The sequence below is a fragment of the Brevibacillus daliensis genome, from assembly GCF_021245735.1.
Taxonomy (GTDB): Bacteria; Bacillota; Bacilli; order Brevibacillales; family Brevibacillaceae; genus Brevibacillus_B; species Brevibacillus_B daliensis.
The window spans coordinates 1-17,262 of record NZ_JAJISB010000010.1; the positions used below are offsets into that span (position 1 = coordinate 1).

Annotated in this window: 18 protein-coding genes and 1 riboswitch; of the genes, 5 read left to right on the plus strand and 13 right to left on the minus strand. The window is 42.1% G+C overall.

Annotation, left to right across the window (positions count from 1 at the left end):
• Positions 1-116 precede the first annotated feature (116 nt).
• From LM917_RS10385 to LM917_RS10410, 6 genes are read right to left on the minus strand one after another with little or no spacing between them, the layout of a single operon-like run.
• On the minus strand, positions 117-1,475 hold the full coding sequence (locus tag LM917_RS10385; protein WP_373688781.1) for an MmgE/PrpD family protein: 1,359 nt from the start codon (positions 1,473-1,475) through the stop codon (positions 117-119).
• Between the two features lie 36 nt (positions 1,476-1,511).
• Entirely contained in the window at positions 1,512-2,264 is a 753-nt protein-coding gene (locus LM917_RS10390) for an amino acid ABC transporter ATP-binding protein (protein WP_232697444.1), read from the minus strand.
• Positions 2,265-2,276: 12 nt separating this feature from the next.
• Positions 2,277-2,948, minus strand: coding sequence for an amino acid ABC transporter permease (locus LM917_RS10395; RefSeq protein ID WP_232697445.1), 672 nt, complete (start codon positions 2,946-2,948; stop codon positions 2,277-2,279).
• A 20-nt stretch (positions 2,949-2,968) separates the two neighbouring features.
• Positions 2,969-3,787 carry an amino acid ABC transporter substrate-binding protein gene (locus LM917_RS10400; protein ID WP_232697446.1) on the minus strand — a complete coding sequence of 273 codons (819 nt, stop codon included), beginning with the start codon at positions 3,785-3,787 and terminating at the stop codon, positions 2,969-2,971.
• Positions 3,788-3,833: 46 nt separating this feature from the next.
• Positions 3,834-4,331: a GNAT family N-acetyltransferase gene (locus LM917_RS10405; RefSeq protein ID WP_232697447.1), complete on the minus strand. Its 498-nt coding sequence runs from the start codon at positions 4,329-4,331 to the stop codon at positions 3,834-3,836.
• Positions 4,332-4,356: 25 nt separating this feature from the next.
• The gene (locus LM917_RS10410; protein WP_232697448.1) at positions 4,357-5,682 is read right to left on the minus strand and encodes an LLM class flavin-dependent oxidoreductase; all 1,326 of its coding nucleotides are present in this window, start codon (positions 5,680-5,682) and stop codon (positions 4,357-4,359) included.
• Positions 5,683-5,993: 311 nt separating this feature from the next.
• Between LM917_RS10410 and LM917_RS10415 the strand changes: the two genes are divergently transcribed.
• The 5 genes from LM917_RS10415 to LM917_RS10435 all read left to right on the plus strand — a co-directional run bounded on the left by LM917_RS10415 (position 5,994) and on the right by LM917_RS10435 (position 10,480).
• Positions 5,994-7,175, plus strand: a complete 1,182-nt coding sequence (locus LM917_RS10415; protein ID WP_232697449.1) for a M20 family metallopeptidase — start codon at positions 5,994-5,996, stop codon at positions 7,173-7,175.
• Positions 7,176-7,245: 70 nt separating this feature from the next.
• Positions 7,246-7,746: a DinB family protein gene (locus tag LM917_RS10420; protein WP_232697450.1), complete on the plus strand. Its 501-nt coding sequence runs from the start codon at positions 7,246-7,248 to the stop codon at positions 7,744-7,746.
• A gap of 85 nt (positions 7,747-7,831) precedes the next feature.
• Positions 7,832-8,899, plus strand: coding sequence for an ABC transporter substrate-binding protein (locus LM917_RS10425; RefSeq protein ID WP_232697451.1), 1,068 nt, complete (start codon positions 7,832-7,834; stop codon positions 8,897-8,899).
• 5 nt (positions 8,900-8,904) lie between these two features.
• Positions 8,905-9,684 carry an ABC transporter ATP-binding protein gene (locus LM917_RS10430; protein ID WP_232697452.1) on the plus strand — a complete coding sequence of 260 codons (780 nt, stop codon included), beginning with the start codon at positions 8,905-8,907 and terminating at the stop codon, positions 9,682-9,684.
• A gap of 4 nt (positions 9,685-9,688) precedes the next feature.
• The gene (locus tag LM917_RS10435; protein WP_232697453.1) at positions 9,689-10,480 is read left to right on the plus strand and encodes an ABC transporter permease; all 792 of its coding nucleotides are present in this window, start codon (positions 9,689-9,691) and stop codon (positions 10,478-10,480) included.
• 109 nt (positions 10,481-10,589) lie between these two features.
• On the opposite strand, the gene LM917_RS10440 is transcribed toward LM917_RS10435, so the two are convergent.
• The 7 genes from LM917_RS10440 to LM917_RS10470 form a co-directional block, all read right to left on the minus strand.
• Entirely contained in the window at positions 10,590-10,730 is a 141-nt protein-coding gene (locus tag LM917_RS10440) for a hypothetical protein (protein WP_232697454.1), read from the minus strand.
• Between the two features lie 86 nt (positions 10,731-10,816).
• Entirely contained in the window at positions 10,817-11,023 is a 207-nt protein-coding gene (locus LM917_RS10445; protein ID WP_232697455.1) for a helix-turn-helix domain-containing protein, read from the minus strand.
• Positions 11,024-11,236: 213 nt separating this feature from the next.
• Positions 11,237-12,349, minus strand: a complete 1,113-nt coding sequence (locus LM917_RS10450) for an iron-containing alcohol dehydrogenase family protein (RefSeq protein WP_232697456.1) — start codon at positions 12,347-12,349, stop codon at positions 11,237-11,239.
• A gap of 18 nt (positions 12,350-12,367) precedes the next feature.
• On the minus strand, positions 12,368-13,216 hold the full coding sequence (locus LM917_RS10455; protein WP_232697457.1) for a MetQ/NlpA family ABC transporter substrate-binding protein: 849 nt from the start codon (positions 13,214-13,216) through the stop codon (positions 12,368-12,370).
• A gap of 135 nt (positions 13,217-13,351) precedes the next feature.
• Entirely contained in the window at positions 13,352-13,951 is a 600-nt protein-coding gene (locus LM917_RS10460) for a methionine ABC transporter permease (RefSeq protein ID WP_232697618.1), read from the minus strand.
• Positions 13,952-14,021: 70 nt separating this feature from the next.
• Positions 14,022-15,035 carry a methionine ABC transporter ATP-binding protein gene (locus LM917_RS10465; RefSeq protein WP_232697458.1) on the minus strand — a complete coding sequence of 338 codons (1,014 nt, stop codon included), beginning with the start codon at positions 15,033-15,035 and terminating at the stop codon, positions 14,022-14,024.
• Between the two features lie 138 nt (positions 15,036-15,173).
• Positions 15,174-15,283, minus strand: a riboswitch (SAM riboswitch).
• Positions 15,284-15,964: 681 nt separating this feature from the next.
• On the minus strand, positions 15,965-17,122 hold the full coding sequence (locus tag LM917_RS10470; protein WP_232697459.1) for a cation:proton antiporter: 1,158 nt from the start codon (positions 17,120-17,122) through the stop codon (positions 15,965-15,967).
• Positions 17,123-17,262: the final 140 nt, after the last annotated feature.

Below are 17,262 nucleotides of genomic sequence, written 5' to 3' on the forward strand. Positions count from 1 at the left end.
ACTTGAACCCTATAGATAACGCCCATGCTGGGCGCACATAATGAAAAAAAGGCGGGGAGCCCCTCGCCTTTTTTCTCATTTATTTACTATTTACAATAGTACCATTCCTATTTCTCTTATAATAAGGTAAGCAACTGCTTCATATCCTCTTCACTCTTTAGCTTGCTAACTACCTTAATCAGTTCGCTTGCCCTCCCTTGCTCGAAAGCCACTGTAGCCTCAAGCTTTTGGTGGATGTCTTCTTGTGACAGCGTATTACCTGGTGCTCCCCTAGGACGATCCACTCTTTTTCTATATACATATCCGTCTTTCATTTCAACTTCAACAATAGTAAATCGCCCTTTTGGTATCGCGTGAGGAACAGGCTCAATCTTTTCATCATATTTACGATAAATGCGTGGCAAAAATGCGTTAATCTCCTCACTAATTGGAGCAGCCGTAAAGTTATTCAGCGTTAACGTATAGCCATTCAGGGCAAGCGCCACTACATATTCCACAGAAAAACGTCCTTGTTCACCGGTCTGTGGCTGATGTACCACTAGAGCAGAATCACCTTTGGGAGGGAAAATAATCTGGACCTGCTCAATCTCATTTGCCAAAATGTCATGATGAGTCATCAGACTTCTTGCCGCATCGGCAGCGTGATGGGCCGCTGAGCAGAAAGGATATATTTTGAACCAGAGCCCAGGATCTGCGAACTTCCATGGGTTCCCCCAATCCAGTAGTAGTGCGCGTTCTGCTTGGTGCAGATCGCCATATACGCTGAAAAAACCCGTCTTACCATCAAGCGCATACGCTGTCCCGCCAAAATTCACTTCTGCTAAACTTACGGCAAGAAGTCCCGCCTGGGCAGCGATCCCTGCATGAAGGGGCTTGGTTTCCGTTCCAAATTGAACACGTAGACCGCTTGCTTGTGTCGCCGCAAAACCGATTACCTTTTTGATCTGTTCTATGGAATGACCTTCTGCATAGCTTGCTGCGACACCTGCTGCAATAGTACCCAATGTAGCTGTATTATGCCATCCCTTATTGTAGTGCTCTGCACCAATGGCTAAGCCCAGTCGTGCCATAACCTCCACACCTACTATATAGGAAGCGAGAAATCTTTCTCCACTTAGCCCGCTTGTAGCCGCTACCGAAAGCAATGCTGGCAAAATCACTGTGCTCGGATGACCCCGAACATCTGAATGGACATCATCATAATCCAGCGCATGACCGATGAAACCATGCAAGAGTGCAGCCTGAAGAAAGCTTGCTTTTCTCTTCTGACCGATTATGGGAACTACTTGATGTCCACCCTCCGACTCTATGATCTTCCACAGCTTCCCTACACCCTCATCATCTCGGGCAGCAAAACTTGTGGCGAGAAAGTCAATCACTCCAGCCCGGGCGGCATCCATGACGGCTTGATCCTTCTCAGGTTGCGAGGAGAGGACGAGCCGAGCAAGTTCGTGAGTCAGTTTCTTTTCACCAATGGTTGAATCGATCATGTTTTCCTCCCTTTCCCCTGATCAAGAAATCACGCTCTCGGGAGCGCTGAATTGTTGTAGAAAGCGCTTGGTACGCTCGTTACTCGGACGATCAAATATGTCCGCTGGCGCTCCCTGTTCCACAATTTTCCCATCTGCCATAAATATCACCTTATCTGCTACTTGACGGGCAAAAGCCATTTCGTGCGTCACAATCACCATTGTTGTTTTCTTTTCTGCAATTGCCTTGATTACTTGCAAAACCTCTGCAACCAACTCCGGATCAAGTGCTGATGTAGGCTCATCCAGTAGAATTGCATGAGGCGAAACAGCAAGAGCGCGGGCGATTGCCACACGTTGCTGCTGTCCCCCTGACAAGGTAATGGGATAGCTACCTGCTTTTTCCGATAGGCCTACTTGCTCAAGCAATGCCTCGCCAGTCTGGTTAGCTTCACCTTGCTTCATTTTTTTCGTGATAAGTAGGGATTCCGTGATATTTTGCAGAGCCGTTTTGTTTTTGAACAAATTGTAGTTTTGGAAAACCATCGCCGTCTGTTGACGCAGTTGATGCACTTCTTTTTGCGTATACTGCTTAGCATCTATGGTTACTTCCCCAATTTCTATAACGCCTTGATCTGGTATTTCCAAAAAATTAAGGCACCGTAACAAGGTTGATTTACCTGATCCAGAAGGACCGATAATGGCAACTACCTCTCCACGCTTCACTTCGATATCGATTCCCTGTAACACAACAAGATCGTTAAATGTTTTGTGCAAATTGGTTACTTTTATCATCATAATCCCTCATTAATTTCTATATGGCTTGCTCAGTTTGTTTTCCATCCATTCCTGAACGAGGCTATATAGAATGGTTATTCCCCAATATACAATCGCAACTGCCAAATAGGTCTCTAAATATTTGAGCGAGGAGGATGCCATCATTTTTCCCTGTGCAAACAGCTCGGCAACCCCTAGCGTAAAGGCAAGTGATGTCTCCTTAATCAGACCGATAAAAGTATTGCCGGTAGCAGGGATAGCATTTCTCGTTGCTTGCGGAAGGATAATCCTGCGATAAGCCTGTGACTTGGTCATTCCTACAGCCAGACACGCTTCTAATTGACCGTGATCAACGGAATGTAAGGCAGCCCGGAAAATCTCTGCCAGATAGGCCGAGTTTTTAAAGCTAAGTCCAATAATGGCTGCTGTCAGAGCATTCAGAACGCTAAAGGACGGGATCACTTGCGGCAAGCCATAGTAAATAATAAACAGTTGGACTAAAGTCGGTGTAGCTCGAAAAAATGAGATATATACCTTGGCTAGCTGATGTAAGACAGGTACCTGGTTCTTCGTGATTAGAGCCAGAAAGAGCCCCATAATAATCGCAAAAAACATGGAGACGAATGCCATCAAAAGTGTTAATGGCAAGTATTTTAGCAAGGTTGGAAGCACTTCTAGCATGTATAGACCATCAAAATTCATATTACATCACACCGCCTCTATTACGGTTGATTTGGCAATTTAACCGTTACATCCGCTTTAAAGTATTTTTCAGATAATTTTTTTAGCGTTCCATCTTCACGCAATTCCGTTAACGCTTTATCGAATTCAGCTCGTATTTTGTCATTCTTTTCATCTTTTCGGAATGGAAATGCTACTTCTTCATAGCTGATTGGATCGCCAGCCAATTTGAGAGGCAAGCCCGTTTTCTCAATTTGTGCCAATAATACGCTACGGCCGTTCACATAGGCATCCACCCGACCATAAGCAACATCATTTAATGTTCCTTCTTGCGATTCGTAGGTACGAATGGTTATTTCCTTGTTAGGGTCCTGTTTTTCTAAGTTTTTCGCATGATTGGACCCGAGCACAGCCGCTACTGTCTTACCTTTTAGATCCTTAACAGAATGAATAACAGTGTTATCGTCTTTCACAATGATTTGAGTACCTGCATAGGCGTAGGTCTGTGAGAAATTGAACTTTTCTTTTCGCTGTTCTGTCATAGCCACCTGATTGGAGACGGTATCGATCCTGCCTGTTTCAAGCAGTCCCATGACACCGCTGAAATCTGCTAGATGCCATTCCACTTTATAGCCAATTTTATTTGCAACTGCCTCTACTACCTCAACATCAAAACCTTGTAGTTTTTCTCCCTCTTTATAGGCAAATGGATAGCTTTGACCTGTAGCTCCTATACGCAGTACCTTTTCCTCTGCTTCAGATCCTTGTCCCACATTCGACTCATTACCGCTTCCGCATGCTGATAATAGCAAGAGAGAGGCTCCCAGTAATATCGAAAGTAATCCTTTTTGTTTTTTCATGGTTTTCTCTCCTATTTTGTATATGTCGTTCATAACCCATTACTTCCTACGACTTCACACGCAGTTCTTTACGAAGAAATACAGTTGTATGACCTCTTCCTGAATCTTTTTCTCCTGCTCGTATGTAACCCTTTCGTTCATACATTTCTGCTAACCAGGGATGCTTATCTGTAGTTCCCAGTGTTACAGCAGGTGCTTTGAACATATCCCGAATCACCGTTTCCTCCACCCATGTTAGAAGTAGCGAACCTACTCCTTGTTTGCTGCTCTTTGGGTGTACTGCGAACCACCAGATATGAGGCAATGGATAAGGTCCCGGTTGTTCTCCCCATGGCATACGTATAGAAAGTGTTGCAAGTATTTGGTCGTCTTCCTCCAGAACATAACAGAGATTGTTCGAAATATTTTTTTGTACGAGTTCAATATCCGCTGTCGCTGCTGCAAAATTTATCCCCAGGTTTCGAATCGGTTCATATGCTTGCCATGTCAATTCCTGTATCTCTTCTGCATCATCAATTGTTGCAAGCCGATACATTATCGTCATCTTGTTCACCTCATGTTATCAACTGTTATATTGCATAACGGTTCACCGGTCTCTGTAATCCTAAATGCTCTCGTAGTGTAGTTCCTTCATATTCAGTTCTAAACAATCCTCGCTCTTGCAGAATCGGGATAACCTGATCTACAAACACATCAATTCCCTCAGGTAATAGTGGCGGCATAAGATTAAAGCCGTCTGCTCCACCTTGCATCAACCATTCCTGCATCTTATCAGCTAGCTGCTCAGCTGTTCCGATGAAAATGTGGTGACCTCTCGAACCTGCAATATTTTTATACAATTCCCGGATAGTCAGGTTTTCCCGTTTCGCCAAATCAAGAATCAATTGATAGCGACTTTTTACGCTATTTGTTTCTGGAATAAGAATGTCTGGAAACGGTTCATCCAACGGATATGGAGTCAGATCAATATCTCCCAGATAGCTGGAAAGGATGCTTAGCCCGACTGAAGGAATTATTAAGTCCTGTAGTTGACTATATTTGTGGTGCGCTTCTTCCTCTGTCTCACCCAGAATCGGGAAAATTCCTGGCATAATGCTGACATCATCTGGAGAACGCCCGTAAGAAACCACCTTACTTTTTACACTTTGATAAAAGCTTTGGGCATCTGCCAGATTATTTTGTGCGGTGAAGATGACTTCTGCAGTTCGGGCAGCAAGGTGTTGGCCTGGTTCTGATGATCCTGCCTGAATGATGACGGGATGCCCTTGTGGTGGCCTTGCTATGTTTAATGGGCCCCGCACAGAAAAGTGACTTCCTTGATGTTGAAGCTCATGCAATTTGGCAGGATCAAAAAATGAACCTAATTCTTTATCCCGAATAAGGGCATCATCTTCCCAGGAGTCCCATAATCCTTTTACAACCTCGACAAACTCTTCTGCACGTTGATAACGTAATCCATGCTCCAAATGCTGATCGCCATTAAAATTACCAGCCGTCGATTCTATAGATGACGTGACAACATTCCATGCTGCCCGACCGTTACTGATATGGTCGAGTGAAGCAAACTGCCTGGCAATATGAAAGGGTTCACTATACGTGGTGGATGCCGTCGCAACCAACCCGATTTTAGAGGTAACCTCTGCCAATGATGCGAGTAACGTGAATGGCTCAAAGCGAGCTAGCACATTGGGATGAGAATCATGGTTAATCGACAGACTGTCTGCCAAAAACAGCATATCCAACTTTCCTCTCTCTGCAGTCTGTGCCAGTTTTTTTAAATAGGAGAGATTGATGCTTCCATCGGCTACTGCTTGAGGATGTCTCCATGACGCTACATGATGCCCAGTACCCGCAAGAAAAACTCCGATTCTTATGTGTTTCTTCTCTGTCCCCATTACCTCTTACACCCCTTCATAATCTCAACATCATTCTTTGTTGGAAATGATCATATTAAACAAAACCTATAAGCTTACTCGGATATATAAGTAAAAAAATAAATCTCCTAGAGATTGTTATTGAATATATCACCACATAAAAATAATTTCAACATTATTTTTAAACATTATGAAAGTAAAAACTTTTTTTAGCAAAATTAATCTATCAATTCTCACTATTAATAAGAGTTATAAATTTTTTGTTATTGAAAAGCTTATTTCCCTCCTATAAAGTAATACGTACAAAATAGTATTGATACGGGAGGCTTCCGATGGAACACTTACTGGCAAGATTAGAAGAGATCTACCCTGAGATGATTGAGTTACGGAGATATTTTCACCAGTATCCCGAGCTGTCCTTTGAAGAAGTACAAACACCAACTACCATCGCAGAATATTTGCGCAAATTGGGAGTAGAAGTAAACACAGAAGTTGGCGGAAGAGGCGTTGTCGGATTAATCCGTGGGGAGAAGCCTGGGAAAACGGTTGCCATTCGAGCTGACTTTGATGCGCTACCTATACAGGATGAGAAAGACGTTCCCTATAAATCTAAAGTTCCTGGTGTTATGCATGCATGCGGTCATGATGCCCATACTACGATTTTGTTAGCAATAGCCAAAGTTCTTTCAGAAAATAAACACAACATTCCGGGGAATGTAGTCCTGATTCATCAATTCGCGGAAGAGATTGCCCCAGGTGGCGCAAAACCAATGATTGAGGACGGCTGTCTGGATGGCGTAGATGCTATCTTTGGCACCCATGTCTGGTCCATGATTCCTATTGGGGAGATCGGGTATCGCAGTGGTCCGATTATGGCTGCCGCAGATATGTTTGAGATTGAAATTATCGGAAAAGGCGGGCACGGAGCTGTTCCTCATGAAACCATTGATCCAGTTGCAATCGGGACTTCTCTGGTACAACAGTTACAACAGATCGTCAGCAGACGGATAGATCCATTGAAACCTGCTGTGTTAACAGTAGCTACCTTTCATGCTGGTACTGCCTTTAATGTAATTCCTGAAACTGCGAAGATTTCTGGAACGGTACGTACCTTAGAAGAGAGTGTTCAGGAACAGATCATCTCCCAAATGGAGAAAGTGATCAAATCTGTTTGTGATGGTGCTGATGCCACTTACACTTTCCGCTATGGAAAAGGTTATCCTGCTCTCTCTAACCATCAGGATGAGACTGAGCTGCTGGTACAAAATGCGATACCTCTGATTGGCATAGAGAACGTTAAAGAAATAGCTCCCATTATGGGTGGGGAAGATTTTGCCTATTACCTGCAAAAAGTTCCTGGCACGTTCTTTTTCACAGGCGCTGGCAGTGTAGATTCTGGCGCAGTCTATCCTCATCATCATTCCAAATTTGATATTGATGAAAAATCTATGTTAATCAGTGCAAAGATCTTACTTTCCACTGCCTTAGATTATTTGGAAAAGGGGACGCCTTAATATAGGGAGCCTCCTTTCATGTTCTTACAATCTCGTTAGTCACTATCCTAGTAGAAAGGCAGGAGAAATCATGCATCCATTTTACCTTCAGACCCTAAACCTGTTAGATACTGAACTTGATCGTATTCAGATAGCATTAAACACGCTTCCTCGGGATATGCTCTGGAAAAAGGTACGCGATCAAACAAATAGTGTGGGTAACCTATGTCTTCATCTTGCAGGCAATGAATATCAAAATATGGTAAGCGGTATTGGAGGGAAACCTTTTATTCGGGAACGCTCAGCAGAGTTTTTGGCAGAGGGTGGTCGCACCCGTGAAGAGTTACTTGTGTATCTAATGGAGGTGCGTGGTCAAACCCGTGACGTATTTACCAATCTGACAGAAGACGATTTAATGCGCGAGGTGTTTATCAGCTACCCTCCAGATGCGGGGATCGCTTCATTCTCACGCTCATTACTAGATTTGGTTTATCATACAACAGCCCACTGCTCGTACCACACGGGACAAATTATGTATATAACTAAAATCCTCCAATCAGAAAATAAACATTTATTAAGTTGGAGGCATTGAGGAAGATCGATTTTTGTGTTATTTTGTCATAATATAATACCAGAAGTATAAACAGAAAAATCAGGAGAAAATGGAGGAACATCACGTGAGAAAGGCATCTGCTATCATCGCTGGTCTATTAGCAACAGCCTTGGCTCTTACCGGTTGCGGCAGCTCCAATGAAGGATCATCCGCTGGACAAGGTCAAGGAACAGGAACACCTGCTGAACAAAAAATGGAGACAGTCCAAGTGGGCATGCTCAAATTGACTAGTACAGCGCCATTATTTATCGGTATTGAAAAAGGATTTTTTAAAGAAGAAAATATTGATTTGAAACCGCAATGGTTTGAAGCTGCACAACCAATTTCTGTTGCTACTGCAGCAGGCAGTGTTGATGTAGGGGCAACCGGAATTACAGCAAGCATGTACAATATGATTGCAGGCGGTCAAAAACTGGTTGTAGTCGCTGACAAAGGAAGGGAACAGCAAGGCTATTCTTCCTCTGCTTTATTAGTCCCTAACGATTCACCAATTAAAAGCGTTGAAGAGTTAAAGGGCAAGAAAATTGGTATCACTCAAACTGGTTCTACCTACCACTACATGGCAGGTAAATTGCTTGAAAAATACGGTTTGAGCTTAAAAGATGTAGATCTTGTTCCTCTTAATAGTATCAAAGGTTTAATGGAAGCCTTGAAAAGTAACCAGGTGGATAGCGTTCTTTTAAATGAACCTAATATTTCACTAGTGGTAAACGAAGGCTATGGTAAACCAATCGCTCAAATCGGTGATGAATTCGAATACCAGACATCTGGTATCTTCTTCTCTCCTACATTCGCTGAAAATAAAGATGTAGCTGAGCGCTTCCTGAAAGCATATGCTAAATCTACTCGCTACTACTATGATGCTGTTCTGACTAAAAAGGACGGACAAGTTGTGCCAGGTGAAAACTATGATGAAGTAATAGAAATCATTGCGAAATATATCGAACAAGACAAGGAACTGATCAAAAAAGGATTGCCTTATATCGATCGTGACGGCAAATTGCTAGAATCAGATATCCAAACACAAGTAGATTGGTATGCAAAAGAAAAACTAATCGACAAACCAATTGATGTAAAAGAAATCGTAAATACGCAAATGTTAGAAGATGCTTTGCAAAAACTAGGGAAGTGACATCTATGAGAATCGTCATCGAAAATGTCGGCAAAACGTTTGTTGATACCAAAAAACATGAGGTAACTGCCCTGACGAACATCAATTTTTCCATTGAAGAGCAGGAGTTCGTGGTATTGGTTGGGCCGAGCGGATGCGGAAAATCCACCCTACTAAACATTGTGGGTGGATTGATGTCCCCTACGAGCGGTTCTGTCTATTTTGAAGGAATGGCTGCGAGCGATAAAAAGCCAAGCCTAGGTATTGTTTTTCAAGAAATTGCTCTCTTTCCATGGAGAACGGTCTATGAAAACGTCATATTTGGATTAGAAGAGCAAGGTATTTCGAAACAAGAACAACAGGATAAAGGAAAGCATTACATCGACATGGTTGGCTTAACTGGCTTCGAAAATTCCTACCCGAAACAACTATCTGGTGGTATGAAACAACGCGCAGGGATCGCCCGTGCGCTTGCCATTGAGCCTGACCTGTTACTAATGGATGAGCCTTTCTCTGCATTGGATGCCCAGACACGTACACTGATGCAAGAAGAGCTGTTGACTATCTGGAATCGTACCAAGCTAAGCACCTTATATGTTACGCATAACATCCAGGAAGCTGTTTATCTGGCTGACCGTGTTATTGTTCTCTCGCGTCATCCTGGTCAGATTAAGGAGATCATACATATTGATCTACCGAAAATCGGTCGGGATAAAGATGAATATCGCGTACAATTTGAACAATATGCTGATCAGATCTGGCAATTGATTCGACAAGATGCCCAAGACGCATTGAAGGAGGGGTAAGGGTATGAGCCAGCAAAGACAAGTTATTACAAACCGTGTAGCCTTTTTAGAACAAAAAATCCCTGCCTATGCTTCTGTACTGGGTATTTCCGTTTTGATTGCCATCTGGGAGGTTGTATGTCAATTAGAAATTGTTCCTCCGCTGTTCTTGCCCGCTCCTTCTGCTATTGTGATGGCAGGCTGGGAGATGACTGTAAGTGGTGAGCTGTTTAGCAATCTGTTTGCCAGCCTATATAGAATACTGGGTGGTTACGCAATCGGGGCGACTATCGGGATTATCGTTGGGTTAGCTCTAGGTTTCTCCAGATGGGCTGATGCCATTTTTTCTCCGATTGTATATTCCATCTATCCGATTCCAAAAATCGCCCTGTTACCACTCATCATTCTATGGTTGGGAATTGGAGAACTGCCAAAAGTCGTTATTATCGCTCTGGGTGTCTTTTTCCCTGTGGTAATCAATACGTTCTCCGGGGTTAAAAACGTTGATCCTATGCTCATTAAAGCAGCTGTAACATTTGGTTCTAATCATTTTAATGTAATTCGCAAGGTTATCCTTCCAGGTTCATTGCCTATGATTTTTGCTGGATTGAAGCTATCAGCTGGTACTTCTCTCTTACTCTTGGTTGCCGCAGAAATGATTGCTGCACAGGAAGGAATCGGATCAATGGTGCTACATTATGGTAACCTGATGATTACGAATAAGTTGATGGTTGGCGTACTTGTGCTCTCTCTATTGGGATTATTGTTTAACAAAACACTTCAGTGGATTGAACGCAAGCTAGTGCCTTGGAAGTAGCCATGTCATCGTTTTATAATCAAAGTAAAAAGCAGATGCCATACGAGATTCTTACTAGGAGCTCTCGAACGCATCTGCTTTTTTGATGGTAATAATTTAATATTTTTTACTAACTTTTTGGATCATCTCGATCCGTATCGACATTAGCTACTACTACACTATTTGCATCTGCATTATAAATCATGGGCACGGCAAAAAGTGAACATACTAGAACCGGAACTGCCAAAAATGCCATACATCTCTTTTTCATATGATACACCCCCGAAGAGTTTCTGCACCCAAATTAAAAATCTTTTAAAACAGGAGCTCTCTCTTCGAATTCAGGACAATAATCAATTATTCTTCAAAAGATACACCTATAAATTCTATTAGTGGTTTAAGAGTATTAAGTTCTGGACGTTTCGTCTCCCCATTTTCTATTTTTGAAATAACTCCTTTGCTTACTCCAGTCTTTCTAGATAATTCGGAAAGGCTGACACCTGAAGCTATTCTTTTTTCTTTTAATAGTTCCCCCAATGTTGTAAAGGTTAGACTAATTTCCATTATAATTCCCTTCCTCTACAAAACAATATTACAGTTAATTTATTTTACAATATTTGTTTTTGAATGTATTTATTAACAGTCATGCGTTCTATTCATTTATAGTTATTAATTGAATAACCTTAATCTCCAATTCAAAAAAATCAGGGAAGAAATTTCCTCCCTGATCATTTCTTTATTTAAAGTAACAATTGAAAAACGTCTTGTGACAATTAATTAGTTTAACGTCGCAGAAACTGCTTTTTCTCTATCCACGTTCTCTAACTCTAGCATTGCCTCGTACACATTTTCGGCAGTAAACCCTCCACCCATTAAATGAATAGACTCATTCGGATGAGTAGTTGCCATAGCTATTTTTTGTAACGTCTCGCGATCTTCACCTGACAGCCCCAGATCTTGTAAGCAATAAGGAAGCTCCATCTTTTGATAGTAAGGCAACAACCTCTTCACTTCCTGCACATTCTTCTCTAACACCAGTTGAACAAGAATTCCATACGCCACTTTATCACCATGTAGCAGGCTATGGGTTGCCTCTGCGACAGTAAGTCCGTTATGAACAGAATGTGCTCCAGCAATTCGTCCTAGTTGATCCCCAAAGCCACCAACCATGCCACCAGCCATAAAGATCGTTTCTGCTACCTGTATAAATGCATCTGTAAGCTGACCATTACGTGCATCCAGAATACTCTCTTCTCCATACTTGAGCAGGACCGATTCACATAGTTTGGCAGAATGATGAGCAATCTGAATAGCAAGAGATGGATTCACTACCTTACGAATAAGGGCATCTCCCTCATACCATTTAGCTAGTGTATCCGCAATTCCTGCTCGCAAATACTCAACAGGAGCCTGCAACAACAGCTCTGGCTCTACCAATACCATCAATGTGCTTTTCGGGAATACATGGTAGTGGGTAAAAGTGCCATGTTCATCATAAAACACGCTAAGTGGTGTCCACGCCGCACAATTGGAGGCTAGCGTTGGGACGAGAATAGTTTCCAGATTGGCTTCGTTCCCTGCTGCCTTAACCAAATCAAGTACCTTGCCTCCACCTACTCCAAGAATCACATCAGCTTGTTCCTCTTGAGCAGTCTTGGCAATTCTGCTTGCTTCTTCTAACGTACATTCTCCACGATAGAGAAAGTGGATTAAAGTAAGAGTGGTCTCTTTAGCAAAAAAACCTTCAGCTGCCTGTAAGGAGCGTTGCCCGTGCACAACAAGCACTCTTTTGATTGCATATGGTGCAAGCAAGGCGTCTAACTTTTGTAAGATGCCTGATTCACAACGGTACAGGGCAGGAGCACCTCTCACGATTATTTGCTGACTCATAGCTGTCACTTCCTATCATTATTTCATCCAAGCTGGTTTTCCGAAGCCTTGGAACTGCTCATCAATAATTTTTTCGAATTCATCAGATTCAACTGCTGCTTTCAAATCCTTCACGAATTGTTTCTCAACCTCGCTTGTATTTACAACTACACGGTTACGATAGTCATCATGCATATCTTCCAATTGAAGAGCATCTAGCAGATTCATTTTGGCAGCTAGTGCGAAGTTTCCTGGAACAAGCGAAATATCGACGCTATCTACAGCACGAGGCAATTGTCCTGCTTCGATTGGCTGCAATTTCAGGTTTTTCGGATTATCTTGCACATCTTTTTCGGATACACGTAGTGGGTCAATACCTTCTTTTACTTTAATGAGACCAGCATCTTCTAATACACCTAGTGTACGAGCAAGGTTGGTTGGGTCGTTAGCAACTGCTACTGTACTTCCATCTGCAATTTCATCAAGAGATTTGAATTTTTTGGAGTATAGACCCATTGGAGCTGTTGGTACTGAGATCAGGTCGGTTAATTCCAATTTGTTTTCTTTCGCAAAGTTGTCCAGATAAATCTTGTGTTGGAACAGGTTTGCCTGTAAATCACCGTTTGCTAATGCACGGTTTGGTTGAACATAATCACTGAACTCAATTACTTCGATTTTGTATCCTTGTTTTTCCATGATTGGTTTAATTGCCTTTGTTACCATGTCGCTGTATGGACCAGCAGTTGCACCGATTTTCAATTCTTTGATCTCTTCTGTTTTAGTGTCTCCACCTGCTGCAGGCGCACTTGAGTTAGTACCTGCACTGCCGCAACCAGCTAGTAAGCCTACTGATAAAATAATGGATAGAATGCCTGATAGTTTTTTCATGGTTTTGTTTCTCCCCCGTGTTAAGTTTGTGTTTTTTATATGTGATTTTATCTATGAAAAACGTCTCGACGTTTTTCATAAAATTGGATGTGACCGCTTGCGGTCCAACAAAACGGTCATGACCGTTTTGTTCTATTAACGCTTGTCTACCTTTTTGGCGATAAAATCTCCGCCATATTGTAGGAGTTGCACCAGACAAATCAGGATAATTACGGTCGTAATCATAACTGTATTGTCATATCGATAGTAGCCGAATCGAATCGCCAGGTCACCAATTCCTCCGCCGCCTATCGTACCAGCCATCGCAGAGTAAGCTACGAGACTAATTGCCGTGATTGTAATACCTTGAATAATACCTGGTTTAGCTTCTGGCAATAGTACGTCTTTAATGATCATCCACGGTGTAGCACCTACAGCAACCGCTGCTTCGATGACGCCTTTATCAATTTCTCGCAACGCCGTTTCTACCAATCGGGCAAAAAAAGGAATCGAAGCGACAGATAAAGAGACAGATGCCGCTGTTGGTCCAATAATCGAACCCGTTACTAGTTCAGTTAATGGGAACAATGCAACCATCAGAATGATAAATGGAATGGAACGTACCATGTTAACCAAAAATCCAAGTACAGATTTCACTACTTTATTTTCCAGGAAAAGCCCCTTGTCTGTGATAAACAAGACGATTCCGATTGGAAGTCCAATTAGTAAAGCTACGACAAGCGAGATACCCACCATGTAGAGGGTCTCGATGAATGCTTTGTTCAGGTCAGGTATCAGCTGAAAAATGGAGTCAATAATTGAGTTATCAATGCCCACTGTGAATCACCTCCAGTTTGTATGTTCTCTCTTGGATGTATTGAATAGCTTTGTCCACTTCCGCAATGTCCCCGATTAATTCAAGGATCAAGATGCCCAGTGGTTGATCCTGGATGTATTCGATCTTCCCATGTAATATGTTGCCTTTTACATGGAAGTTTTGCAGAACCTCTGTGATAACTGCCTCTTCTGCCTGCGGAGCAACAAACTGAATTTTGACAATTGTTCCATTACAGTTATCGATGAGACGCTGTGGCAATTCGAATTGAAATAAACTGCTGATAAATGCCCTTGTCATCTGATGCTTCGGCTCTGAAAAGATTTCATATACGTGACCTTCTTCTACCACGTCTCCACTCTGCATCACTGCCATCCGATCACAGATATCTTTTACTACTTCCATCTCATGCGTGATTAGCACAATCGTTAGACGTAGGTCTCGGTTAATTTTTTTTAATAGAGCAAGAATTGATTGTGTTGTTTCCGGGTCAAGAGCCGAAGTAGCTTCATCACAAAGCAGTACATGCGGATCGTTTGCCAGTGCTCTTGCAATCCCTACGCGTTGTTTTTGCCCCCCACTCAGCTGAGCAGGATACACATCGCGCTTGTCCGACAACCCCACCATTTCAAGAAGCTCCGTTACTCGTGCATTGATTTCTTCTCCTGATTTACGATTCGCTTTCAGGGCAAATGCGATATTCTCATACACCGTTTTAGATTTGATTAGGTGAAAATGTTGAAAGATCATGCCAATCTTCAGACGTGCTTGGCGAAGCTCTTCTCCTCGTAAGCTTGTTAAATCTACTCCATCAATAATGATTTTCCCTGAAGTAGGTTCCTCTAATAAGTTAAGACAACGGATTAGGGAGCTTTTTCCCGCTCCACTTCGCCCGATTATTCCAAATATTTCCCCTTTATTAATCGTCAAGGAAACATCATTAACACCGACAATTGTGGACGCCTTTGTCTTGTACTCCTTCACGAGGTTTTGGATTTCAATCATCTCTATCACTCCAGTGGTATTGTTTTCTGCTACTTATCAATGTTGTTTTTTGATATAAGACCTCGTTAGTTATTTAGCTTATATAATCAAAAAAGCTTCTTTCCATTCAGGAAAGAAGCATCACTCGTATTAGCGAACGACTTATCTTCCAGAATGAAATTCATTCTGTAGGAAGTAGCACCTTTACCATCTATGGTAAGGTTGCCGGACGTCATAGGGCCTATTCCCTCAGTCACTCTTGATAAGCTACAGGTTTATGAAGTTTTGTTGTGACAATCATACATGCAAGATGATTCTTTTGTCAATTAATAATTTTATTCACATTGTAATTATTTAAGGATTATCTTGATCCTGCTTCACTGGAGAAAACCAGCTTCTCTTTTCACCCTTCGCTAAAAGTCTTCGCCCCGCAGGGGGTTAGACTGTCCGCTCCGCACTATTCATCGGGAAAGCTCGGGGCGATGTATTCACTGTAAGACTTGCTGGGGTTCGCTTTTTTATCCCGATGAATAATGCTCCGCTGGGTCGGGCTTCGCCAAGTCGCTCCGTGTGAAAAGAGAATCTGGTTTTTCATGCTTTTGGTGTTGTTTTTAGTTTGTTAACCGCCTGAAGCCCTTAGCAGAAGAAGCATATTTTTTGTCAAGAACTATTTAAGGTCCGACCCAGCTATACAACAAAGATTGCGGATTAAAAAGTGCAATCCATGAGATACTTCGTAGCATCGCACCCTTTTGCACTTTCCGCACTCTTTGTTGTGTAGCGGACAGTTTTAGCTCCCTTACGGGACCTTAACGAGTTCACAGACAAAAAATGTGCTTCTTCTGCCAACCCACTTCAGTAGTCATATAAAGTCCATTAAAATTTTTATAAATTCTTATCTGTCAAAAAAAGCCGAATCCGGTTTGGAATCGGCCTTTTTACGTATTATTTTAACTTTCTACCGTTTCTGTTACTTTTGAATCTTTCATCAAAATCTTAAGAAGTGGCGGAGTTATAATTGTAGACATGATAACAACGACGATGGCAATTGTGAAATAATCCTGACTCAACAGACCTGATTCCAATCCCATCGCAGCAATAATCAAAGCTACTTCTCCACGTGATACCATCCCTGCTCCAATAACAACAGAGGAGTGGAAATTAAATCCTGTTAGCTTGGCACCAAGACCAGAACCGATTAACTTAGTAAGAACAGCCACGATTGTCAAGATGACAATAATCAGGATGTCTCCACCAATACCTTCAAGTGAAAGGTTAAGCCCAATGCTAACAAAGAAGACCGGTACAAATATCGCATAAGCAATCGGCTCCAGCTTTCTTTCAACCTCGTGATGGTAATCAGTTTGTGCAATAGCAATACCAGCTGCGAACGCACCAATAATACCAGCGACACCCAGATATTCTCCGATAAAGGCAAAGAATAGACATACAAATACACCGGCACTAATAACAGATTCTGATATACTAAGATTGGAAAACTTGCGCATGAACCAAGGCACAACCTTCCAGCCTAGTAAAATAACAATAACGAAGAATAGCACCTTCTTACCAATAAGCAGACCCAAGCTTACCTGATCCGCTGTCAGGAAGCTCATCATAACAGCCAGTGCAATGACAACAACAATATCATCAACAATGGCAGCTCCAAGTACAGTGGTGCACTCTTTACTTCTCAGTTGACCCAGCTCTCTGAATGTTTGAACAGAGATACTTACGGAAGTTGCAGATAATAACAGACCTAGGAATAACGCATGAGATGGTTCCATGCCCATAAATATACCGCAGATATACCCGCCAATCATAGGCAGGATAATACCTCCTCCAGCAACAACAACAGCCGCATTACGATTTCGGTTCAGTTCTTTTAGATTGGTTTCCAATCCCGCGAAAAACATCAGGAAGATAACACCTAAATCACTAAAGGCTTTAATAACCTCAGACGGATGAATCCAACCTAAAACAGCAGGACCTATAATTACACCAATTATAAGTTTTCCCAGTACAGATGGCTGACCAAGTTTAACTGCAAGATCACCTGCTAGCTTTGTAAACAAGATAATAATAAGCAATTGTAGTAATAGTTCCACTCATGACATCCTTTCATAATCCCTAAAAAAACACAGAAAGAGCCTGCTTTTGGCAGGCTCCTCCGGTTCTTACAGAAATTTAATTGTTATGTACCAGTATAGCATATGACACTATTCGACACAACGAACATACACAGATG